This window comes from Pseudomonas taiwanensis DSM 21245 (genome assembly GCF_000425785.1).
Lineage (GTDB): Bacteria > Pseudomonadota > Gammaproteobacteria > Pseudomonadales > Pseudomonadaceae > Aquipseudomonas > Aquipseudomonas taiwanensis.
Genome location: NZ_AUEC01000020.1, coordinates 114,343 through 136,999 on the forward strand (window position 1 = coordinate 114,343; position 22,657 = coordinate 136,999).

The 22,657-nt window shown below is 62.7% G+C and carries 21 protein-coding genes; 10 read left to right on the forward strand and 11 right to left on the reverse strand.

The window, feature by feature from the left end:
• Positions 1–84: 84 nt before the first annotated feature.
• Positions 85–525, forward strand: coding sequence for an acyl-CoA thioesterase (locus H620_RS0109470; RefSeq protein ID WP_023382888.1), 441 nt, complete (start codon positions 85–87; stop codon positions 523–525).
• A 56-nt stretch (positions 526–581) separates the two neighbouring features.
• Here the strand turns inward: H620_RS0109470 and H620_RS0109475 are convergent, their stop codons facing one another.
• From H620_RS0109475 to fdhD, 3 genes are all read right to left on the reverse strand, one after another.
• Positions 582–1,061 carry a glycine zipper domain-containing protein gene (locus H620_RS0109475; protein WP_023382887.1) on the reverse strand — a complete coding sequence of 160 codons (480 nt, stop codon included), beginning with the start codon at positions 1,059–1,061 and terminating at the stop codon, positions 582–584.
• Between the two features lie 238 nt (positions 1,062–1,299).
• On the reverse strand, positions 1,300–3,645 hold the full coding sequence (locus H620_RS0109480) for an FdhF/YdeP family oxidoreductase (RefSeq protein ID WP_027907227.1): 2,346 nt from the start codon (positions 3,643–3,645) through the stop codon (positions 1,300–1,302).
• Between the two features lie 5 nt (positions 3,646–3,650).
• Complete coding sequence (fdhD, locus tag H620_RS0109485) at positions 3,651–4,481, reverse strand: formate dehydrogenase accessory sulfurtransferase FdhD (RefSeq protein ID WP_023382885.1); 831 nt, start codon at positions 4,479–4,481, stop codon at positions 3,651–3,653.
• 174 nt (positions 4,482–4,655) lie between these two features.
• Between fdhD and lysM the strand changes: the two genes are divergently transcribed.
• A complete protein-coding gene (gene lysM / locus H620_RS0109490; protein WP_023382884.1) occupies positions 4,656–5,096 on the forward strand; it encodes a peptidoglycan-binding protein LysM in 441 nt (146 codons plus the stop codon).
• A gap of 63 nt (positions 5,097–5,159) precedes the next feature.
• Here lysM and yrfG read toward each other — a convergent pair whose 3' ends face one another.
• Positions 5,160–5,822, reverse strand: coding sequence for a GMP/IMP nucleotidase (yrfG, locus tag H620_RS0109495; RefSeq protein ID WP_027907228.1), 663 nt, complete (start codon positions 5,820–5,822; stop codon positions 5,160–5,162).
• Positions 5,823–5,886: 64 nt separating this feature from the next.
• On the opposite strand from yrfG, the gene nudE reads away from it, so the two are divergent.
• Positions 5,887–6,453 (forward strand): ADP compounds hydrolase NudE, encoded by a 567-nt coding sequence (gene nudE, locus H620_RS0109500; protein WP_023382882.1) that lies wholly within the window; start codon positions 5,887–5,889, stop codon positions 6,451–6,453.
• A complete protein-coding gene (gene cysQ / locus H620_RS0109505) occupies positions 6,450–7,277 on the forward strand; it encodes a 3'(2'),5'-bisphosphate nucleotidase CysQ (protein ID WP_023382881.1) in 828 nt (275 codons plus the stop codon). Before nudE ends, cysQ begins: the two co-directional genes overlap by 4 nt.
• A 42-nt stretch (positions 7,278–7,319) precedes the next feature.
• Here the strand turns inward: cysQ and H620_RS0109510 are convergent, their stop codons facing one another.
• The 4 genes from H620_RS0109510 to rfbC form a co-directional block, all read right to left on the reverse strand.
• Entirely contained in the window at positions 7,320–7,775 is a 456-nt protein-coding gene (locus H620_RS0109510) for a YiiD C-terminal domain-containing protein (RefSeq protein WP_023382880.1), read from the reverse strand.
• A complete protein-coding gene (locus tag H620_RS0109515) occupies positions 7,772–9,181 on the reverse strand; it encodes a sigma-54-dependent transcriptional regulator (RefSeq protein WP_023382879.1) in 1,410 nt (469 codons plus the stop codon). Before H620_RS0109515 ends, H620_RS0109510 begins: the two co-directional genes overlap by 4 nt.
• A complete protein-coding gene (locus tag H620_RS0109520) occupies positions 9,178–10,992 on the reverse strand; it encodes a sensor histidine kinase (RefSeq protein ID WP_027907229.1) in 1,815 nt (604 codons plus the stop codon). The genes H620_RS0109515 and H620_RS0109520 overlap by 4 nt, the downstream gene beginning before the upstream one ends.
• A gap of 80 nt (positions 10,993–11,072) precedes the next feature.
• Entirely contained in the window at positions 11,073–11,618 is a 546-nt protein-coding gene (gene rfbC, locus H620_RS0109525) for a dTDP-4-dehydrorhamnose 3,5-epimerase (RefSeq protein WP_023382877.1), read from the reverse strand.
• 398 nt (positions 11,619–12,016) lie between these two features.
• Here rfbC and aguA point away from each other — a divergent pair, with 398 nt between their 5' ends.
• The 3 genes from aguA to H620_RS0109535 all read left to right on the forward strand — a co-directional run bounded on the left by aguA (position 12,017) and on the right by H620_RS0109535 (position 15,272).
• Positions 12,017–13,123 (forward strand): agmatine deiminase, encoded by a 1,107-nt coding sequence (aguA, locus tag H620_RS0109530; RefSeq protein WP_023382876.1) that lies wholly within the window; start codon positions 12,017–12,019, stop codon positions 13,121–13,123.
• A 186-nt stretch (positions 13,124–13,309) separates the two neighbouring features.
• Positions 13,310–13,507: a hypothetical protein gene (locus H620_RS27385; protein ID WP_081669664.1), complete on the forward strand. Its 198-nt coding sequence runs from the start codon at positions 13,310–13,312 to the stop codon at positions 13,505–13,507.
• A gap of 442 nt (positions 13,508–13,949) precedes the next feature.
• Positions 13,950–15,272 (forward strand): OprD family porin, encoded by a 1,323-nt coding sequence (locus tag H620_RS0109535; protein ID WP_023382875.1) that lies wholly within the window; start codon positions 13,950–13,952, stop codon positions 15,270–15,272.
• 28 nt (positions 15,273–15,300) lie between these two features.
• Here H620_RS0109535 and H620_RS0109540 read toward each other — a convergent pair whose 3' ends face one another.
• The 3 genes from H620_RS0109540 to H620_RS0109550 all read right to left on the reverse strand — a co-directional run bounded on the left by H620_RS0109540 (position 15,301) and on the right by H620_RS0109550 (position 19,207).
• Complete coding sequence (locus tag H620_RS0109540) at positions 15,301–16,971, reverse strand: FMN-binding glutamate synthase family protein (RefSeq protein WP_023382874.1); 1,671 nt, start codon at positions 16,969–16,971, stop codon at positions 15,301–15,303.
• A gap of 147 nt (positions 16,972–17,118) precedes the next feature.
• On the reverse strand, positions 17,119–18,495 hold the full coding sequence (locus H620_RS0109545; protein ID WP_049818751.1) for an ATP-binding protein: 1,377 nt from the start codon (positions 18,493–18,495) through the stop codon (positions 17,119–17,121).
• Positions 18,488–19,207 (reverse strand): response regulator, encoded by a 720-nt coding sequence (locus tag H620_RS0109550; protein WP_023382872.1) that lies wholly within the window; start codon positions 19,205–19,207, stop codon positions 18,488–18,490. Before H620_RS0109550 ends, H620_RS0109545 begins: the two co-directional genes overlap by 8 nt.
• A gap of 138 nt (positions 19,208–19,345) precedes the next feature.
• Between H620_RS0109550 and H620_RS0109555 the strand changes: the two genes are divergently transcribed.
• The 3 genes from H620_RS0109555 to H620_RS0109565 all read left to right on the forward strand — a co-directional run bounded on the left by H620_RS0109555 (position 19,346) and on the right by H620_RS0109565 (position 22,511).
• Positions 19,346–21,643, forward strand: a complete 2,298-nt coding sequence (locus H620_RS0109555) for a TonB-dependent siderophore receptor (RefSeq protein ID WP_027907231.1) — start codon at positions 19,346–19,348, stop codon at positions 21,641–21,643.
• Positions 21,644–21,982: 339 nt separating this feature from the next.
• Positions 21,983–22,222, forward strand: coding sequence for a type II toxin-antitoxin system RelB/DinJ family antitoxin (locus H620_RS0109560; RefSeq protein WP_023382870.1), 240 nt, complete (start codon positions 21,983–21,985; stop codon positions 22,220–22,222).
• The gene (locus tag H620_RS0109565) at positions 22,212–22,511 is read left to right on the forward strand and encodes a type II toxin-antitoxin system RelE family toxin (RefSeq protein WP_027907232.1); all 300 of its coding nucleotides are present in this window, start codon (positions 22,212–22,214) and stop codon (positions 22,509–22,511) included. The genes H620_RS0109560 and H620_RS0109565 overlap by 11 nt, the downstream gene beginning before the upstream one ends.
• The last annotated feature ends 146 nt before the right edge of the window (positions 22,512–22,657 follow it).

The following is a 22,657-nucleotide window of genomic DNA, read 5'->3' on the forward strand; positions in this document are numbered from 1 at the left end:
CTTTAGCAGCCGGTAAAATTTATCCGCCTGCAGGAAAATTCTGTTTCACTTGTCGATATCCGTGCAAATCACCGGGCCAGGTCAATGACAGAATCCCCAAACCGAACCGCCTTTTCCCACTTTCACCCGATACTCACTCGCCCTCAGGACAACGACCACAACGGTCATGTCGCCGGTGCCACCGTGCATGGCTTCTTCGAGACCGCCATTCAGGCATTTCTCGTCGAGCAAGCCGATATGGACTTGCGCGATGGTGAGTTGGCAGCCTTCGTGGTCAGTTCGTCGGCGGACTTCTATGCGCTGCCGGGTTTCCCGGATGTGCTGGAGGTGGGCTTGGGCATAACCCGCCTGGCGGGCAGCACGGTGGAGTACCGTCTGGCGCTGTTTCGCCCTGGGGATCAGGATGCCTGTGCGGCCGGTAGGGTGGTGCAGGTGTTCATCGAGCGGGAAAGCGGTCGCCCGGTGCCGCTGCCGAGCGCGTTGAGCAGCATTCTCTCGGGCCTGCAGTTGGACCCTCAGACATAAAAAAGCCCCGCGGGTGAGGGCGGGGCTTTTTGTTGCCAGGCCAGAGGCCTCAGGCATTAGTCGCGCCAGTGGCGCTTGTGCTTGCGGTGACCGTAGTGGTGGCCACGGTCCCAGTGACGACGGTCGTCGTAGTCACGACGATAACGGCGGTGCTCGTGACGCTCGTCTTCATCGGCCTTGTTACCCATGTAGTTACCCAGCGCACCACCGGCACCACCGCCGGCTGCTGCGCCAATGTAGCTACCGGTGGTACCGCCTACGGAGCGACCTACCACGTTACCGCCTGCCGCACCCAGCGCACCGCCGATGGCGGCCTCACCACGCTGGTGCTTGTCGGCACCTACCGCACTGCCTGCGGCACCGCCCAGGCCAGCGCCAATGGCGCCGCCGGTGCTACCACCGATGGACTGGCCCACAACCGAGCCCAGTACCCCACCCAATGCGCCGCCAATGCCGGCCTCGGTGGTGCCGCCTGCCATGGCAACGCCGCTGAGCAAGCTGAAAGACAACAACAGAATCGAGGAGTACTTCTTCATCGAGAAAGCCTCATAGGGATGACGAGGCGAATTTGAGGCTCTGCGAGGCTGCTGGCAACGAAAATCCGACGAGTAACACGAGTTGTACACAATTCTCTAAGTTACTGTTTTTTCGTTGAAACTTTCTCGATTTTCGCTTGTCTTAGGCTGTTATGACAAAAGCCCTGAGCCATTACGGACAGGGCTTTTTTCGTTTTCGCAGGTGCGTTTTCAGGCCTGATCGTCGCCCAGCCGGTGCCTACAGAATACGACCATCATCCCGCGCTCGCTCCAGTTTGATGGCGACGAATTTGGAGGTTGGCGTATGGCTGCCCTCACCGATGCTCTCAAGCGGAATCAGCGGGTTCACTTCCGGATAGTAAGCCGCTGCCTGGCCAGCCGGGATGTCGAACGCCAGCAACGTGAACCCGTGCACACGGCGTACATGATCATCCCCCCACAATGAGACGATGTCGACCTTTTGCCCCGGCTGGAAGCCCAGCCGGATGATGTCCGCTTCGTTGGCGAACAGTACTTCGCGCTGACCACGTACCCCCCTGTAGCGGTCATCCAGGCCGTAGATCGTGGTGTTGTACTGGTCGTGCGAGCGCATCGACTGCATGATCAGGTCGGGCAACTGGCCGCTGGCCCGGACGCGCTCATCGAGCAAAGTGTCCGGTAGCAGGTTGGCCTTGAAGTTGGCGCGACCGGTGTTGGTTTTCCACTCACGGCTGCTGGCGCTGTTACCCAGGTAGAAGCCGCCGGGATGACGAAGGCGCTCGTTGAAGCCGCTGAAACCGGCAATGGTGTCGCCGATCAGGTTGCGAATACGGTCGTAGTCGGCCACCAGCCAGTGCCAGTCCACCGGACGCTTGCCCAGTGTGGCGGCGGCGATGCCGGCGATAACGGCTGGTTCCGAACGCATCAGGGTCGACAGCGGCTTGAGCTGGCCGTTGGAGGCGTGGACCATGCTGAACGAGTCTTCCACAGTGACCGCCTGCGGGCCTTCGCTCTGCAGGTCGATGTCGGTGCGGCCCAGGCACGGCAGAATCAGCGCTTGCTTGCCATGGATCAGGTGGCTGCGGTTGAGCTTGGTGCTGATGTGCACGGTCAGATCGCAGTTGCGCAGGGCCTGAGCGGTGCGCTCGGTGTCCGGCGTGGCCTGGGCGAAGTTGCCACCCAGGCCGATGAACACCTTGGCCCGGCCATCGAGCATGGCGTGGATCGCCTCGACGGTATTGTGGCCATTGTGGCGTGGCACACGGAAGTTGAAGCGCTTCTCGATGGCATCGAGCAGCGCTGCCGGTGGGCGTTCGTTGATGCCCATGGTGCGGTCGCCCTGCACGTTGCTGTGGCCACGTACCGGGCACAGGCCGGCGCCTGGTACACCGATGTTGCCGCGCAGCATCTGCAAGTTGACGATTTCCTGGATGGTTGGCACCGAATGGCGATGCTGGGTGATGCCCATCGCCCAGCACATGATCACGCGCTTGCCGCGGCAATACATGCGCGCTGCCAGCTCGATGTCGGCAAGGGCCAGGCCGGACTGGGCCTGGATATGCTCCCACGAGGTGGCATCCACTGCTGCCAGGTACTCATCGACGCCATGGCCGTGCTCGGCGATGAAGGCATGGTCGAATACGGCTGGCTCGCCCTTGGCCTGGGCTTCGCGCTCCCACTGCAGGACGAACTTGGCCATGCCGCGCAGCATCGCCATGTCGCCGCCCAGGGCCGGGCGGAAAAAGGCGGTATTGGTCGGGCGGTCGCTGTTGGTCAGCATTTCCAGCGGGTTTTGCGGATGCTGGAAGCGTTCCAGGCCACGTTCCTTGAGCGGGTTGACGCACACCACCTGGGCGCCGCGTTTGACCGCATCGCGCAGTGGGTCGAGCATGCGTGGATGGTTGGTGCCGGGGTTCTGGCCCCAGACGAAGATCGCGTCGGCATGCTCGAAGTCGTCGAAGGTGACGGTACCCTTGCCGACCCCGACGCTCTGGCTCAAGGCTACGCCGCTGGCCTCGTGGCACATGTTCGAACAGTCGGGGAAGTTGTTGGTGCCGTAGGCGCGCACGAACAGCTGGTAGAGGAATGCCGCTTCGTTGCTGGCCCTGCCCGAGGTATAGAACTCAGCTTGATCGGGGGTGAGCAGGGCGTTCAGCTCGCGGGCGATCAGGGCGAAGGCGTCGTCCCAGGCGATAGGTCGGTAACGGTCGCTGGCCGGATCGTAAACCATTGGCTCGGTCAGGCGGCCCTGGTATTCGAGCCAGTAGTCGCTTTGTTCGAGCAATGCGCTCACGCTGTAGCGTGCAAAGAAGGCCGCATCCACCCGACGCTTGGTGGCTTCCCAGTTGACCGCCTTGGCGCCGTTCTCGCAGAACTTGACCATGCCGCTTTCGGGCGAGTCGCCCCAGGCGCAGCCGGGGCAGTCGAAGCCGCCGTTCTGGTTGGTCTTGAGCAGTGCGCGAATGTTCTTCAGCGCGTTGTCGCTCGCGACCCAGGCCTTGGCCACGCTGCGCAGCGCGCCCCAGCCTCCGGCGGGGCCGTCATAGGGCTTGTAGCGAGGGGTGGAAGCTGGGGCGTTGTCTGGAAGGTGCTGGTACGAGGTCACGACTGTTACGACTCCGCCGCTGGGCTGTAGACCCGCGGTGCGCTGTGTTTGGGCAGGTGGATGAGGTTGAGGTTGTGCTTGCGCGCCCACTGCAGGGCCAGGCCGGTCGGGGCCGAGAGGCTCACCAGGGTCTGGATCCCGGCGCGCAGGACTTTCTGGATCAGTTCCAGGCTGCAGCGGCTGGTGACGATGGCCAGGCCGCCGTCGGTGCTGATTTCCCGACGCAGCAGCGCGCCGATCAGCTTGTCCAGGGCGTTGTGTCGGCCGATGTCTTCACGGCCGAGCAGCAACTCGCCGTTACGGTCCATGAACAGTGCGGCGTGTACCGCCCCACAGTGCTGCCCCAAGGGCTGGAACTGGTCGATACGCTGGCGCAGGCCGACCAGCCAGGCCGCCGGCGGCAGGGGCGCGCCGGGCAACTCGGTCAACTCTGGCAAGGCCTGTTCCAGGGCCTCGACCCCGCACAGGCCGCAGCCACTGGTGCCGGCCAACTGACGGCGTTGGTTCTTCAGGTTCCAGAAGGCGCGGCTGGATATCTCGATGTCGGCATACATGGCCGAGCCGCTGCCCGAGAGCTTGAGGTCGTAGATTTCCGCTGTGCCTTCGACGATGCCACTGCCGACACTGAAGCCGACCGCGAAGTCCTCAAGGTCGGTGGGGCTGACCAGCATCACGGCCTGATTGAGGCCGTTGTAGGCGATGGCCAGGGCGACTTCCTCGGCAAGCGGGGTGCTGGCTCGTTCGCCATCGTCGAGCTGCACGTAATCGTAGGTATTGCTGGCGGCCGGCATGGACAGGGGTGTGGAGGCCGCGCAGACCGGAGGCTTGCTGTTCATCGGAGCTGGCTTTCGACGGCTTTTTGATAGCACAAGCCTAGGCGCGTGGGCTGCCCACGTCTAATCGCTAGGGTCTATGCCTTGATAGAGCGCGTCGATTGGTCGCAGGGGAGCGGGGGCGGCGATCCTGGCCTAGACTCCTGGCTCCGAGGTTTCATCAACAAGGAGCGCGTCATGAGCCTGTTCAGTTTCGTGAAGGAAGCCGGCGAGAAGTTGATCGACCTGCTGACCCCCGGCAATGCCAAGGCCGAGGAACAGCTCAAGAAGCATGTGGAGACCGTCGGGCTGGGAAACCCGAACATCAGCGCCACTGTGGAAGGAGACAAGATCATCCTCAAGGGCGAGGTGGCCAGCCAGGAGGAAAAGGAAAAGATCATTCTGGCAGCCGGCAATATCGCCGGAGTGGCCACTGTCGAGGACCAGATCACCGTCACCGGGCCGGTTGCCCAGGCCGCGCGGTTCGTCACGGTCAAGAAGGGTGACACCCTCAGTGCCATCGCCAAAGCCGAATATGGCGATGCCAACCAGTACAACAAGATCTTCGAGGCGAACAAGCCGATGCTCAAGCACCCTGACAAGATCTATCCGGGGCAGGTGCTGCGGATTCCGGACTGATCGGGTGGTGCTATCGAGGCCAAGCCGGCTCGTGCAGGGGAAGGCTTGGCGTCGATCACGGTGCTACAGCCCGGCCAGTAATTCCCGGTAATCCTCGACCGCCGCAAACTCCTGGGTGTCCCGCGGGGCTGCCTGGCTGTCGGGTTGGCGTACCGCCAGCAGATGCCCCACGCCAAACCTTTGTGCACTGCGCAGAATCGCCAGGGTGTCGTCGATGAACAGGCTACGGGCCGGATCGAAACCGATATCGGCTTGCAGTGCGTCCCAGAATTGCGGGCTTTCCTTTGGGTACCCATAGTCATGGGAGCTGATCAGCCGCTCGAAGTAACACGCCAGCTCCACACGCTCCAGTTTCAGCGACAGCGAGTCGCGGTGGGCATTGGTGATCATTACCACCCGCTTGCCTGCCTTGCGGACTGCCGCCAGGAAGGTGTCGGCATCGGGTCGCAGGGCGATCAGGTGGGCGATTTCGCGTTTGAGTTCGCGGATCGGCAGGTTCAGTTCGCGACTCCAGAAATCCAGGCAGTACCAGTTGAGCGTACCGGCGTTGCGCTCGAACAACGGTTGCAGCTCCAGTTCCGCCATGGCCCGGCTCACCCCATGCAGTTCGGCGTAGCGCTGGGGCAGGTGGTCCAGCCAGAAACGGTTGTCGTAGTGCAGGTCGAGCAGTGTGCCATCCATGTCCAGCAGGACGGTATCGATGGCGGACCAGGGAAGAACAGGCATGGGAAACTCTCGATCAGTCGGCAAGCCACGGTATAGTAACCCGTTCACGCCAAGGAGCCGCCCCATGCGCCAGAAACCTACCGTCCTCAATCGCGAGATCGTCGCCAGCAGCCGCCTGTTTCGCGTCGAGGCCGTGCAGTTGCGCTTCGCCAACGGCAACGAGCGCACCTACGAGCGCTTGGTGGGCCGAGGCAACGGTTACGGCGCGGTGATGGTGGTGGCTATGCTCGATGCAGAGCACGCGGTGTTGGTCGAAGAGTATTGCGGCGGTACCGACGAGTACGAGCTGTCGCTGCCCAAAGGCCTGATCGAACCGGGCGAAGACGTGCTGGCGGCGGCTGACCGTGAGCTCAAGGAAGAAGCCGGTTTCGGCGCTCGGCAGCTTGAGCACCTGACCGAGCTGTCGCTGTCGCCGGGCTACATGAGCCAGAAGATCCAGGTGGTATTGGCCACTGACTTGTACGAAGAGCGCCTGGAAGGTGACGAGCCGGAGCCGATGCGGGTCGACAAGGTCAACCTGCGCGAGTTGTCCGCCTTGGCCATGCACCCGCAGTTCACCGAGGGCAGGGCGCTGGCGGCGCTGTACCTGGCCCGCGACCTGCTGATCCAGCGGGGGCTGCTCGACGCATGAACGACCAACAGCTGATGCATGAAGTGGTGAAGCTGGCCGTGCAGGCGGGCGAGGCTATCTTGCCGTTCTGGCAGTCGGACGTAGCGGTGACCGCCAAGGCCGACGATTCGCCGGTGACGGCTGCCGACCTGGCAGCGCACCGGGTCATCGCCGACGGCCTGGCGGCCCTGGCGCCGCACATTCCCGTGCTGTCGGAAGAGGACTGCAACATCCCGCTGACCGAGCGCCAGGGCTGGACGCGCTGGTGGTTGGTCGACCCGCTGGATGGCACCAAGGAGTTCATCGCCGGCAGCGAAGAGTTCACGGTCAATATCGCCCTGATCGAGGAAGGCGAGGTGGTGTTTGGCGTGGTGGCCATGCCGACCAATGGTCGCTGCTACTTCGGTGGTCGGCAGTTCGGTGCCTGGCGTGCCGATCCAGGTGCCGATCCCCTGTCTATTCGGGTGCGCAACACGCCGCCTGCCGGTAGCCGTTTCACGGTGGTGGCCAGCCGTCGTCATTCCAGCCCTCAGCAGGAGGCGCTACTGGCGGGGTTGGGAGGCACTGTCGGTGAGCTGGAACTGGCCAATATCGGCAGCTCCCTGAAGTTTTGCCTGCTGGCTGAGGGGAGCGCCGATTGCTACCCGCGTCTGGCGCCGACTTCGCAATGGGACACGGCAGCTGCCCAGGGTGTCGTGGAGGGTGCGGGCGGCGAGGTCATCGAAGTGGACGGTCAGCCATTTCGCTATCCCGCGCGGGAGTCGCTGCTCAACCCCTTCTTCCTGGCCTTGCCGGCCGCTGCCAGCTGGCGTGAGGCGTTCATCGAGCACTGTGTCAAACGTTGATGGTGTGCGGGTCGATCGCCGGCTTGCCGGCGATCTGCTGCTTTAGCGATGCAGTACGTACTGCCCGCTGAAACGCACCGCAGGCTCGTCGCTGCCAAGATTACTGACGGTGGTTTCCAGCGTCAGCCGCGCCCGTCCGCGACGCTGATACAGCGTGATGAACCGCTCCCAGGTCTTGTCGTCTGGCGCCGGGCACCGCGCCTGGGCCGCACCCGTCACCGGCAGCGGATAGCTGATCTGGCCTTCCTGAATGACGATGTGGCCGTCATCGATGCCCAGCTCGCGTAGACGCAGGTGCAACCAGCCCCAACCTACCAGCACCGCGGCGCAATACAGACTGCCGCCAAACATGGTGCTCTTGTGGTTGACGTTGGCCTCCAGCGGCAGTTGCAGCTGCAGGCAGTGATTTTGCCAGCCAACGACTTCCAGCCCCATTTCGCGGGTCAGGGGAATGTCATGGTGCAGTACGGACTGCAGGTACTGGCTGTCGGTGGTCATGGGCGAGGGTCCTCTTGGTCGTCGTTTCCGCTGCTGGCGCCTTCGAAGCTAAGGCCATGCTTTCGCAGCTTGTCGTGCAGGGTCTTGCGGGGGATGCCAAGGGCTTCGGCCAGGCTGCGCATCGAGCTGTGCGGCTGGGCCAGCTCGGCGGCGATCAGCGAGCGTTCGAACTGTTCGACCTGTTCGCTGAGATTGCCGCTGAGCACCGGGGCTGCCGGTGCCGTCGCGGCTGGCAACTGGCCGTCGAGGGCCAGCTCCAGGCCCAGGGCGAAACGCTCGGCGGCGTTCTGCAGTTCGCGCACATTGCCTGGCCAGTCGTGGCGCAGCAGCATGGCGCGTTGCGCCGGTTGCAGGCTGTGTGGCGCAAGACCGTGGCGCTGGCTGGCGGCATCGGCAAAATGCTGGAACAGCACCAGAATATCGTCGCCGCGTTCACGCAGTGGCGGGATACGCAGCGGGGCGACGTTCAGGCGGTAGTAAAGGTCGGCGCGGAAGCGGCCCTGGTCGGCGGACTGGCGCAAGTCTTCCTTGGTGGCAGCGATCACGCGGATATCCAGCGGGATAAGCTGGTTGCCGCCCAGGCGTTCGACCACGCGTTCTTGCAGCAGGCGCAGCAGCTTGACCTGCACATCCAGGCTCATGCTCTCGATTTCGTCGAGGAACAGCGTGCCACCATTGGCGAACTCGAACTTGCCGATGCGGCGTTTTTGCGCGCCAGTGAAGGCGCCCGGCTCATGGCCGAACAGTTCGCTTTCCACCACCGACTCGGCCAGCGCCCCGGCGTTGATCGCCACGAACGGTCCATCGCGGCGGCTGGAAAGGTCATGCAGGGCACGTGCGACCACCTCTTTGCCGGCGCCAGTCTCGCCCAGAATCAGGACATCCGCGCGGGTACCGGCCAGGGCGCCGATCTGCTCGCGCAGGCGCTGCATGGCGGGCGACTGGCCAACCAGGCGAGTGGACAGCTGCTGACGGTCGCTCAGGGCCAGACGCAGGCTGCGGTTGTCCAGCACCAGGCGGCGCAAGGCCAGGGCGCGGCGCACGCTATCGAGCAAGGCATCGGTGGCGAACGGCTTTTCCAGAAAGTCGTAGGCCCCGGCGCGCATGGCCTGTACCGCCAGCGGCACATCGCCGTGGCCGGTGATCAGCAGCACCGGCAGCTCGTTGTCGCGCCCGTGCAGTTGTTCCAGCAGTTGCAGGCCATCGATGCCAGGCATGCGGATATCGCTGACCACCACCCCCGGCCAGTCAGGCTCGATGCGCCCGGCCAGGTCCTGTGCATCGGCCAGGGCGACCACCTTCAGCCCCGCCAGGTCGAGGGTCTGGCTCAGGGCCTGGCGCAGGTGTGGATCGTCGTCCACCAGAATGACCTGGGCGTGGCTGTCGATGAATGTCTCGGTCGTCATGCCGAGGGGTCCTCCGAAGGTTGCAGGTTGGCGCCAGGCTTGGCCACACGCAGCTGCAAGGTCAGCAGGGCGCCACCTTCCGGGTGGTTGCCGAGCAGCAGTTCGCCACCCAGGGCGCGCATCAGGCTTTCGCAGATAGCCAGGCCCAGGCCCAGGCCTTGGGTGCGGGTCTTGGTGGTGAAGAATGGCTCCTTGGCATGCTCCAGGGCCTGGCGGCTGAAACCTGGGCCATTGTCGCGAATGTACAGGTAGACGTAGTCGTCACGCTTTTCGGCACTCAACCAAAGTCGACGTGGGTTGGCTTTTTCGGTCAGTGCATCGAGGGCGTTGGCCAGCAGGTTACCGAGCACCTGGCGCAGGCGGGTTTCACCGGCCTGCACCCAAAGGGTGGCGTCCGGCAGGTCGCGGATCAGTTCCACGGCCATGGCGCGCCGACGCTTGGCCAGCAGGGCCAGGGCATCATCCAGGGCCGGCTGCAGGGCCACGCTCTCCGGGGCATGGCGATCGCGCCGGGCGAACGCACGCAGGTGGGCGATGATCGAAGCCATGCGCCCGGTCAGCTCGCCAATCAGCTTGAGGTTGCCGCGGGCATCTTCGGTGCGCTGGTGGTCGAGCAGGATCTCGGCGTTTTCCGCGTAGCTGCGGATCGCGGCCAGGGGCTGGTTGAGCTCATGGCTGATGCTCGCCGACATGGTACCGAGCACCGACAGCTTGCCGGCCTGGACCAGCTCGTCCTGGGCACGGACCAATTCCTGCTGGGCATTCTCACGTTCGAGCACCGCGCTTTTGAGGCGGGCGTTGAGGCCTTCGAGGTCGGCGGTACGTTCCATCACACGCTTTTCGAGCTCTTGGCGGCCACGTGCTTCGAAGTCGATGCGATCGATGTAGTGGCGTCGTCGCTGCATTACCAGCCCGGCCAGCAACATCAGCACCAGCAAGGCGCCGCCACCGATGGCCATGACGGTCTGCACCGAGCGGTCGACCAGGATGCGTGGGGCGAGAATACTGACTTGCCAGCCGGTTTCCTTGATGTCGCGGGTCTGGATCAGCCAGGCCTGAGGGTCCAGGGTCAACGGCTGCGGCGCCTGGGTTGGGTAGGGTTGGATGGCGATGATCGCCTGGCGTTCGGCCTCGGTCAGCTCACGGGTGGAACGGAAACGCCAGTCTGGCCGCGAGGTCAGCACCACCACGCCGTTCTGGTCGGTCAGCAGCAGTTGCTCGGGCGTCCGGCCCCAAAGGGTTTCGGTGTGGTCCAGGTCGACCTTGACCACCAGCACGCCGACCACCCGTTCGCGGTCGCGCACGGCCGCGGCGAAGAAGTAGCCGCGTTTGGCCGAGGTGGTGCCCTGACCGAAGAAGCGCCCCAGACGTCCTTCCATGGCTTCGATGAAGTACGGGCGGAAGGCGAAGTTACGGCCGACGAAGCTGTCGTGCTTGTCCCAGTTCGACGCGGCCAGGGTGTTGCCGCTCACGTCCATCAGGTACATCACCTCGGCACCGGTCTGGTGGACGATGTCCTTGAGCAAGCGATTGGCGTTGGTGACCGCTTCTATGCGAAACGGGTCGGCCAGCACGTTGCGCAGCGCCGGCAGGTCGCCGAGGATCTGCGGCAAGGTCTCGTACCGGTGCAGGGTGCCGAGCAGGTTCGCGACATACAGGTCGAGGGTCTGGCGGTTCTGCGAGGCCAGTTCGTCCTGATAGTAACGTTCGGCGAGGTGGTGCAGGGGCCACAGCAACGGAGCCAGGCACAGGGCCAGCAGGGCCAGGCTGCGCCAGCGGGGGCGGCGAGGGGGCGTGGGTTTTGCAATCATCGCGTAAAGGCGCCAGAAGAGTCTGGCGCAATTATGCGCTAGTTACGGCAGGTCATCAGCGCCTGCGGCCATCACGCGACTCAGGGGAACAGATCCGCTTCGCTCAACGGGGCGCCTGCCTGGTCCTTGGCAGAAAGGATGGGCGGGTACTTCTTGTCCCACTCGATGGCAAGCTCAAGGTCGTCCCAGCGGATGCAACGTTCGGCGGCGGGGTTGTAGTAATCGGTGGTCTTGTACAGGAAGTCCGCCGACTCGCTCAGCACCTGGAAGCCATGGGCAAACCCAGGGGGAATCCAGAACTGGCGGTGGCCATCGGCGCTCAGTCGGGTAGCCACCCAACGCCCGAAGGTGGGCGAGCTGCGCCGAATGTCCACGGCCACATCCAGCACTTCGCCATGCGTTACCCGAACCAATTTCCCCTGGGGGTTGTCGATCTGGTAGTGCAGCCCGCGCAGCACACCGCGTCGAGAGCGTGAGTGGTTGTCCTGGACGAAGGGCGAAGTGAAACCTGTTTGCCTGGCGAAGTCGCGGGCGTTGAAACTCTCGAAGAAAAAGCCGCGGCTGTCGCCGAAGACCTTGGGTTCGATGATCAGCACATCAGGGATGTCGGTGGCAATGATGTTCATGGCGATAACTGGCCCCCTGAGCTCTGATTCGACCGTGTCAGTCCCTGTTCAATTTAGCCACCCTGGCCTCTTGCAGCCTAGATTGCCAGCATGGCAGCGCTTGCGGTCACGCTCATCATTTCATCTTCAACGCTTGTTTATCGGCGATTTTGCGGGCGAGATAAGTGAAATGTGAAAGAGGTTTCATCTTCAGTGCCTGCGATGCGGGGCCGCTTTGCTGACAGGTTTAACGTGGCTGTGTTACACATTTAAGTCGATTGTTATCGGCGTGATTCCGTTCTCTTATGCTTAAACGGTTGGTCTTATGGCTTCTAAAGCCGATATTTATCGGTTAAATTGGCAGGCAACTGAACAGCGCAACCCCTGGCCAGCACGCCGGGCTCTACAAGAGGTTAACCATGAAAACCCTTAACTCGACACCCCGCGCCGACGGCTTCCACATGCCAGCCGAGTGGGCGCCGCAGAGCCAGGTCTGGATGGTCTGGCCGGAGCGTCCGGACAACTGGCGCCTGGGTGGCAAGCCGGCGCAGGCCGCCCATGTGACCCTGGCCAAGGCCATCGCGCGCTTCGAGCCTGTTACCGTGGCGGTTTCCGCGGGCCAGTACGAGAACGCCCGTCGTCAGCTCGACCTGCCGAACATCCGTGTGGTTGAGATCAGCAACGATGATGCCTGGGTGCGCGACACCGGCCCGACTTTCGTCATCAACGACCATGGCGAAGTGCGCGGTGTGGACTGGGGCTTCAATGCCTGGGGTGGTTTCGACGGGGGCCTGTACGCGCCGTGGAACCGCGATGAAGAGCTGGCGGCCAAGGTCCTGGAAATGGAACGTTGCCAGCGTTACCACACCGAGGGTTTCGTGCTTGAGGGCGGTTCGATTCACGTGGATGGTGAAGGCACCCTGATCACCACCGAGGAATGCCTGCTCAACCGTAACCGTAACCCGCACCTGAACCGCGAGCAGATCGAAGACATCCTGCGCGAGCACCTGTCGGTCGAGACCATCATCTGGCTTCCCGATGGCCTGTACAACGACGAAACCGACGGCCATGTCGACAACTTCTGCTGTTACGTCAGCCCAGGCGAAGTGTTACTGGCCTGGACCGATGATTCCAACGATCCCAACTATGCACGCTGCCACGCGGCCTATGAGGTGCTAAAAAATAGCCGCGACGCCAAAGGGCGCGAGTTTGTGGTGCACAAGATGCCGATTCCGGGCCCACTGTTCGCCACCCAGGAAGAATGTGACGGCGTCGACCATGTCGCGGGTAGCCAGGAGCGCGACCCCTCGGTCCGCCTGGCAGGGTCGTATGTGAACTTCCTGATCGTCAACGGCGGCATCATTGCTCCAAGCTTCGACGACCCAGCAGATGCGCAGGCTAGAGCGATTCTGGCCAAGGTCTTCCCGGACCACGAGGTGGTCATGATTCCGGGGCGTGAACTGCTGCTGGGCGGAGGCAACATCCACTGCCTGACTCAACAGCAACCGGCACCGGTCAAGCGCTGATACGCAACTCCCACAAAAGGCCCGTCAATTGACGGGCCTTTTGTTTCCGGCAGATGTTCGGCAGGCCACATGGCATATGTTTTGTATTGTTTTTCATGGGCTTAGACCCAGCAGACGGGAAGTGCCGTTCTGTAACAATACCAACGTAAATTTGCCGCTCACGGGGCCCAGGGAGTACGTGGAAAGATGAATGCAGCAAGTGAGTCGGCATTGCCCCCATCGGCAGTGGATCACCAATCGCTCCAAATTCTGGCGCAGTGGTTGAAACACCATGGATGCAAACGGGTCAGGACGACCGACCCTCGCCGCCTGCTGGACGGGCGATACCCCCAAGGGCTGATCAGCGATGCAGAGCTAGAAGCGCTGCTGGCCGTATGGCATTGATCAGGGGTTGACCTGTCAACAAATGAACGCCACCGCACTTGCGGTGGCGTTTTTTTTGGGGTGCGCTTTTTGCGTATCTGCTCCCCCTCGGCTTGTTCAACAAGCGCTGTGGGTAGTGTCCACTTCGGCCGGTCGATTTTTCCTCGGCCAGAGATAAATTGTCTGTCTTGACCGGGCACCTGCATTGAAATGCACCAGACCTTAGGGTTATTTTGGTTATATCAACCTGCATTTCACGAGTTTTTGACATTTGTAATCGCACGCGGCTACGATTCGGCCAACGCCTGCTGGCCACCTATGGCCATGCTGCTGCACAAGGCCCGCCACCCGACCATTGGCGGGCTTTTCAGTTTGGATCCGCAAAGCGTCGAACCTACGAAGGGGCGTTGGTTCCTGGCGTCATATTGCAGAGCGTTTTTGATTAAGAAATAAGGAAAACAACATGTTGAAAACCAGGATCAGCCTGGTCGCGCTGGCGATGATCGCCGCGACCCAGGCCCAGGCCAACGAGCAGGCCGAAAGCAAGGGCTTCATCGAAGACAGCCACGCAAACGTTCTCCTGCGTAACGCTTACATCAACCGTGACAAGAAGCACGGTACCGATGACCAGATCGAATGGGGCCAAGCGTTCATCGCCAACTTCTCCTCTGGCTTCACCCAAGGCACCGTTGGTGTCGGCGTCGACGCATTCGGCCTGTACGCCGTGCGTCTGGATGGCGGCAAAGGTCACAATGGCGGTGCCGGCGTCGACTTCTTCAAACCGCACAACACCAAGAACGCCGATGACAATGCCAGCTCGCCGCATGATCTGGCCCGTGCGGGCGCTGCCGTGAAGTTCCGCATCTCCAACACCGTGCTCAAGTACGGTGACCAGATGCCAACCCTGCCAGTGCTGCAATACGACGACGCACGTCTGCTGCCAGAAAGCTTCACCGGCACCCTGATCACCTCCAAGGAGATCGAAGGCCTGGAGCTGAACGCCGGCCGCTTCACCCAGGAAGCGCGCAAGAGTGCCGAGCGTCGTGACGGTGGCGGCCTGAAGTCGATCAACGTCTTCGGCGGTAGCTACAAGTTCACCGATAACTTCACCGCTTCGTTGTACACCGCAGACAACGAAGACGTGATGAAGAAGCACTACCTGGGCCTGAACTACGTCTTCCCGATCGCCAATGACCAGTCCCTGACCCTGGACTTCAACGGCTACAAGTCGGACATCGACAAGAAGTATGTGCAGTCCGCTGGTCTTAACGGCGACTCCAACACCATCTGGAGCCTGGCTGCGACCTACGCCTACGGCCCGCACTCCTTCACCCTTGCGCACCAGCGCAGCACCGGCAGCACTGGCTACAACTACGGTTGGTACCAGAACGAAGGTGGCGTGGGTGACGGTGGTTCGACCATCTACCTGGCCAACTCCTACTGGTCCGACTTCAACGCCGAGGACGAGCGTTCCTGGCAGCTGGGCTATGGCCTGGACTTCGGTGCCTTCGGCATTCCGGGTCTGACCTACAAAGTGGCCTACGTCGTGGGTGACAACATCAACACCCGCAAGGTCGGCGCCCCGCAAGGCTTCGGTGAAGGTAAAGAGCGCGAGATCTTCAACCAGATCCGTTACGTCGTTCAAGACGGTCCGGCCAAGGACCTGTCGATCAAGCTGCGTAGCTCGTTCGTGCGTACCAACAACGCTGTCCAGCAGAACGGCAACTACATGGACGACGGCAACGAAGTTCGTGTGTTCGTCGAGTACCCGATCAGCATCTTCTGATCCTGATCGCGTCACCAGCAGCCCCGGCCTATGCCGGGGCTGTTTCGTTTCGGCGTACCGCAGCCACCGCTGGCGCCACCAGGGCCTCACCGGTATCTGGCGCGAAGCTGTCGCTGCGGGCCATGCGCCACATCCGCGCGTAGAACTCACTTTCGATCGAGCCACTGAGCAATTCGCCTGGCTTGAGGAACTGATGCAAGTCCGAGAACAGGCTGATTTCGCTGGTGCTGATGCGCCGCGCCAGGTGCTTGGGCTTGAGCTCCGACGGGTGTTCCAGGCCCGCCGCGGCCAGCATCTCGGCCAGCGCGTGCAAGGTGTTGCGGTGGAAGCTGGCGACGCGCTCGGCCTTGTCCGGCACCACCAGGGCGCGTTGACGCAGTGGGTCCTGGGTCGCGACGCCGGTCGGGCATTTGTTGGTATGGCAGCTTTGCGACTGGATGCAGCCAATGGCGAACATGAAGCCACGCGCCGAGTTGACCCAATCGGCACCGATGGCCAGCACGCTGGCGATATCGAAGGCGCTGACGATCTTGCCGGCGGCACCGATGCGGATACTGCTGCGCAGGTTCAGGCCCACCAGGGTGTTGTGCACGAACATCAGGCCTTCACGCATGGGCACGCCCATGTTGTCGCTGAATTCGCGTGGCGCCGCGCCGGTGCCGCCTTCCTTGCCGTCGACGACGATGAAATCAGGCGTGATGCCGGTGGCCAGCATGGCCTTGGCGATGGCCATGAACTCCCACGGGTGGCCCAGGCAGAACTTGAACCCCACGGGTTTGCCCCCTGACAACTCACGCAGGCTAGCGATGAACTTGAGCAGTTCCACCGGCGTGCGGAAGGCGCTGTGGGCGGCGGGTGAGATGCAGTCTTCGCCAACGCGCACGCCACGGGTGGCGGCAATCTCCGGGCTGACCTTGTGCCCTGGCAGGATGCCGCCGTGGCCAGGCTTGGCGCCTTGGCTGAGCTTGACCTCGATCATCTTCACCTGGGGCGAGCGCGCCTGCTCGGCGAAGCGTTTGGGGTCGAAGCGACCCTCCTCGGTCCGGCAACCGAAGTAGCCGCTGCCGATCTCCCAAATCAGGTCGCCACCGTGTTCGCGGTGGTAGGGGCTGATGCTGCCCTCGCCGGTGTCATGGGCGAAACGCCCCATGCGTGCGCCCTGGTTGAGGGCGGCGATGGCGTTGGCGCTGAGTGCGCCGAAACTCATGGCCGAGATGTTGAAGATCGACGCCGAATACGGCAGCCGGCACTGCGGACCACCGATGGCGATGCGGAACGACGCCGGGTCAGGCGTGGCCACCGGCACCATGGAGTGGCTGATGAACTCGAAGCCAGGCTTGTAGGCATCGTTGAGGGTGCCGAATGCCTTCTCGGCGCTCTCGTTCTTGGCCCGGGCGTACACCAGCGAGCGCTGCGAACGGGAGAAGGGCAGCTTGTCGTCATCGCCCTCGATCAGGTACTGGCGGATTTCCGGGCGGATGGTTTCGATCAAGTAGCGAATGTTGCCCAGGATCGGGTAGTTGCGCCGCACCGCGTGATGGCTTTGGCGCAGGTCGTTGAGGCCGATCAGACTGAGCAGCGCGGTGATGACCGTGACGGGCCAGAGCCAGTCATGTTGGCCAAGGTACGGGAGGCTGGCGAAGGTGAAGATCAGGCAAGTCGCCAGGCAGGCGTAACGGCTGGGAAGAGAGTGTTTCATGGATCCATCGCTGACAGGATGACCGGGCCTAGGATAGGCAAAGCGACAGTTGGGAAAACCTGGAGAATCGGTAAAACACTGTTACGCGATGATGGGTTGTGCGGGCGCTTTTGGCCTCATGGGGGCAAACCGTTGGCCAATCCGGCCCTACCCCGGCAGTAGAACACTGACCCGCAAGCCACCGCCCTCGCGGTTCATCAACCTCAGCTCGCCACCATGGCTGGCAGCGATCCGCTGGGCGATGCTCAATCCCAGCCCGTAGCCACCCGAGGCCTGGTTGCGCGAACCTTCACCCCGCACGAACGGGTCAACGATGGTCGCCAGCAGCCCCGGTGCGATACCCGGCCCGCGGTCGTCGATGTGGATGAGCACATGCGTGGTGGCACGTTCCAGCGTCACCGACACCGCTTTGGCATAACGCAGGGCATTGACCAGCAGGTTTTGCAGGCAGCGCTGCAACAGCAAGGCATCGCCCTCCACATTGCCCACCTTGCCCTGTACCGGCAGTGGCTCGTCGGCGCTGGCCAGGTCGGCGCATAACCGGGCCACCAAGCGGTCGAGGTCGACTGGCTGCAGGTTCTGTTGCTCGCCAGCGCGCAGGTAATCGAGCACCTGGCCGATCATGTTGTCCATCTGGGTGATGTTCTGCCGCAGGCGTTCACGCTGTTCGGCGTCTTGCAGGCGTTCCAATCGCAGCCGCATGCGCGTCAGCGGCGTGCGCAAGTCGTGGGATACGGCGGCCAGAAAATGAGCCTTGTCGTTGACCATGGCAATCAGGCGCTGCTGCATGGCATTGAATGCCTGCGCTGCCTGGCGCACTTCTTGGGGCCCGTCCAGGGCCAGCGGCGGTTGTTCCAGATTGCTGCCCAACCCACGTGCAGCATCGGCCAACCGCCTTAGTGGGCGCAGGCAAAGGCGCACCGCGACCAGGCAGACCAGCAGCACCGCAACGATCCGCAAGGCGTATACCCGCAGCAGGTAGTCACTGATCAGCAGCCAAGCCGATTCACCGCTCCAGCCTTGCAGCTCCTGGCCGTCGATGGTCAGCCAATGGCCGTCGGCCAAGGGAACCGCGAACTGGATATGCGCCTGCGCCGTACGCAGTCCGAACAGGCTGCGCCAGACGATCGGTTGGCCCAGTTCATCGGTCAGTTGCACGTTCAACAGGCGCACATCCTGAGCCTTGCCCAGCTCGTATTCCAACGCCTGGCGCAGTAGCAGCTCGACTCGCCGTCGCCCCCGGCGCTCGTCCTGTTTCGCCCCCGGCAAGGCCTCGACGCAGCGCAAGCGGTAATGCGTCGGCGCCTGCAGTTGGCCGACCGGGCAGTCCGCCTGGGCGATCAGCGGCGCGCTGCGGGCGGCGAGCAACCGCACTGGCGCTTCCAGCACCTGAGCGAAACGCACATCGAACCAGATGCTGCTCGACATCAGCTGGATCACCAGCGTGCCACTGACCATGATCAGCAGCAGCTGGCCAAACAACGTACGCGGCCACAGTCGGCGCAGCCAAGGCACCTCAGGCATCCGCCCCCGCGCGGGCGATGTTCAACAGATAGCCTTCGTTGCGAATGGTCAGAATCTGCACGTCGCCTTCGGGGGCGCGGCGCAACTGCTGGCGCAGGCGACTGATGCACATATCCACCGAGCGGTCGTCGGGGTGGTGGTCGCGACCGAACGCGCTGCGGGTCAGTTGGTCGCGGGACACCACGCGGCTGTTGGCGTCCAGCAGCTCGCGCAGGACACGGTGGTCCGAGCGCGGCAGGGTCAGCGACTCCCCGTCCGGGCGGGTGAGCAGGCGCTTGATATGGTCGATGGCAAAACCCGCGAAGTGTTGTGTTTCGGCCACCGGCGCGTCGGTGGCCGCCTCCAGGCGCTGGGGACGGCGCAGCACCGCCTTGATGCGAGCGGTCAATTCGCGCGGTTCGAAGGGCTTGGCCAGGTAATCGTCGGCACCCACCTCAAGGCCGATGATGCGGTCCAGGGTGCTGCCCTTGGCCGACAGCATGATCACCGCCAGGCCGGGCGTTGCCTGCAACTGACGGCACAGGCTCAGGCCGTCTTCGCCAGGCAGCATCAGGTCGAGTACCACCAGGTCGACCTTGTGCCGCGCCAACTGCGCGCGCATCTCGTCGCCATGGGCTGCTGCCAGCACGCTATAGCCGGCTTCGGTCAAATACTCGCAAAGAAGTTCGCGGATCTCGTCGTCATCATCGACGACAAGCAAGGTTGTGCTCATCGAAAAACACCTGTTGGCGGAAGGTCGGCAGCGCTCGTTACGTTCGATTACATGCCCGTACAAGCCGGGCATGGAGCCCGAAGGGCGGATGCCTAGAATCGTAACAAAAAATCAACTGCGAATACGAAGCCTTCCCAAATGAATCATCAGCGCATCATGCCCGACGTCTCACCCATCCACCGAGGCGTTAACCACCTTCACCCGCTTGCCTTCTTCATTGCCGTCGCCTTGAGCGGCGGTGCCATGGCTGCCGACAGCCAACCGCTGGAGCTGGAGGCCACGCAAATCGAGGACAGCGCCCTGGTCCCGGCCGACGAGGCTGGCCAGCTGGGTTACACGGTCGAGAGCACCCGAAGCTCCACCGGCCTGAATCTGACCCCACGCCAGACCCCGCAATCGGTCACTACCATCACCCGCCAGCAGATGGACGACCGCGACATCCATACCCTCGAACAGGCGCTGGACACCACGCCAGGCGTGAGCGCCACCAAGTCCGAGGTCGGTGGTCGCACCGACTTTCGTGCCCGGGGTTACTCGATCAGCAACTGGAAGGTCGATGGACTGCAGTTCCAGGGCGGTTCCGACTTCAGCGGCGGCGGCAATGCGCTGAACATGGACCTGTACGAACGCATCGACATCGTGCGCGGCGCCAACGGCCTGCTCGGCGGCACCGGCGACCCGTCGGCCACCGTCAACCTGATCCGCAAGGCCCCGACCCGCACCTTCGGTGGCAGTGCATACGCCACCTATGGCAGTTGGGACAAACGCCGCCTGGGCGCCGACCTGAACCTGCCGTTGTCCGAAGATGGCCGCCTGCGCTCACGCTTCGTGATGACCCAGCAGGACGCCAACTCATTCCGCGACAACCAGTCCGAGCGCTCCCGCGCTGCCCTGGCCAACTTCGAGTTCGACCTGGACGACGCCACCACCCTCGGTGCCGGTTACCAGTACGAGTACAACAAAGTGGTCGGCGGCGGATGGGGCGCGAACATCCCCATCTGGTATCGCGACGGCAGCAAGACCGACCTGCCGCGCAGCACCAACCTGGTCCCGAGCTGGAGCTTTGGCGAGTACACCACCCGCACCGCATTCGGCTCGTTGGAGCACCATTTCGACAACGACTGGACACTGGACCTCAAGGCCGCCCAGAGCACTGCCGAAGTGCTCAACCACCGAGGCTTGGCCAAGGTCAACTCGGCGGGGCGCGGCCGCTACGGCGGCTACTGGGACCAGGACGGCAGCGGCGCCGTGCTCAACGGCCTGCACAGCACCAGCGACACCACCCAGCAATCCGCCCAGATCGACCTCTCGGGCCCGTTCCAGCTGTTCGGCCGCACCCACCAGGCCATGGTCGGTTACAACGACAGCCGCACCGTGGCCTGGTCGCCGGAATACAGCTGCACCATGGTCAGCGACGACCGCATCAGCGCGCCATCGGTGGGCTGCCAGTTCCGCGCCAACAACGGCTTCCCGGTGACCGACTGGCACAACGGCGTTGACAGCGACTACGACATGATCGCCTCCCGCACCGGCCGCCACACCAAGACCACCACCCGCCTGCAAGGCCTGTACGCCGCCACCCGCCTGAGCATCACCGACCCCCTGTCGGTGATCGTCGGCGTGCGCAGCACTGATTATTCGGCCACCACCCGCAACGTCAGCGGCGTGCGCAGCAACCAGCAGAACCACGGCATCGTCACGCCCTACCTGGGGGCGGTATATGACCTCGACGACACCTACTCGCTGTACGCCAGCTACACCGACATCTTCAACCCCCAGACTGCCGAAACGGCCAGCGGCACCAAGGTCGAGCCGATTCGCGGCCAGAGCTACGAAACCGGTATCAAGGGTGAGTGGCTGGATGGCCGCTTGAACGCATCGGCGGCGTATTTCCGCACCAAGCAGCAGAACAAGGCCGTGCTAGACGACGGCCTGACCACGCCAACCGGCGGCGACGCCTACAAGGCCGGCACCGGCCAGGAAACCGACGGTATCGACCTCGAAATCGCTGGCGCCCTGACACCGAACTGGAACGTCTATGCCGGCTACACCTACCTGCATTTCCGCCGCGTCGACAGCGACGGCAGAAGTGACCCGTCGCACCTGTTCAAGGCATCGACCACCTACCGCCTGAGCGGCCCGCTAGACCGCTTGACCCTCGGCGCAGGCGTCAAGGCACAAACCAACATCCGCGCAATCTCAAGCCCGGCTGGGCAGCCGGTGAACGGTGTGAGTGGAGGGGCTACTGACGTGAACTGGTCCGGATATGCGATTTGGAATGCCATGGCCAAGTACCAGCTGACTGACGACACCACGGTGAGCTTCAACGTCGATAACTTGTTCGATAAGCATTACTACACGCAGTACGGGTTCTATGCGGGGGCGATCTACGGGGATCCGCGGAATATGGCGGTGACGGTGAGTACGGCGTTCTGATCAGGCGAGGGCTGCGTTGCAGCCCTTTGGTGATACCAGTGCGTCGCATCGGTGGAGTGCGCTTTTTGCGGGGCGGATTCAGGTGACGGAACGCCAAAACGAAAAAACCCGCCAGAAGGCGGGCTTTTCGGGGGTTCCAGAGATTTTGAAAGCTTTCTATGGAACCTTGAATGGTGCCGGCACCAGACGAACGGTTTAACGCTGTGAGGGCAGGGTATTCGGAATCGAATCGGCGTGTAACGGCCTTGTCCTTCGTCGGTCTGTGCTCATAAGCCACTTGTCTGCTGCCCAGAATTGCGCCACTGTAAAGACTATTGTCATTACAGTGAGCTAGCCATCATGGCATCCATCAATGTTCGTATCGACGACGATCTCAAAATCCGAGCCTATCGTGAGCTTGAGCGGTTGGGTGTTACGCCCTCCGAGCTCATGCGCCAAGCCTTGCAGTACGTCGCCGAGCGCGGGCAGTTGCCTTTTAAGCCTGTGCTCATGACTGATGAAGATGAGGCGCTGCTAGCGATCGTTCGCGAGCGCCTTGCCGACCCTCAGCGAGTGAGGGTTTCGCTGGATGACCTATAGCCTTGAGTTCGATGCGCGAGCGCTAAAGGAATGGCAAAAGCTGGGGGATACGGTCCGGCAGCAACTCAAGAAAAAACTCGCCTCGGTTTTGCTGAATCCGAGGGTTGAGGCGAACCGGCTGCATAGCTTGCCGGACTGCTACAAGATCAAGCTGCGCAGTAGCGGCTACCGATTGGTCTACCAGGTGATCGAACAAGAGGTTGTAGTTTTTGTGGTAGCTGTGGATAAGCGCGAGCGGGAACAGGCTTATCTTGAGGCGGCAGAGCGAGTGGTAGGTAAAACGTCATAACGAAAAAACCGTTAAAGGGCAGTTTTAGGCTCTGTCTGAAATCCCAAGAAACTGAAATGTGGCCCCCGGAACAGCCGGGGTTCTGTACAGTCGCCGGCCATCTGCGGAAAGGAATTCTGTGATGGCAAAGCGTTATGAACTCTCGG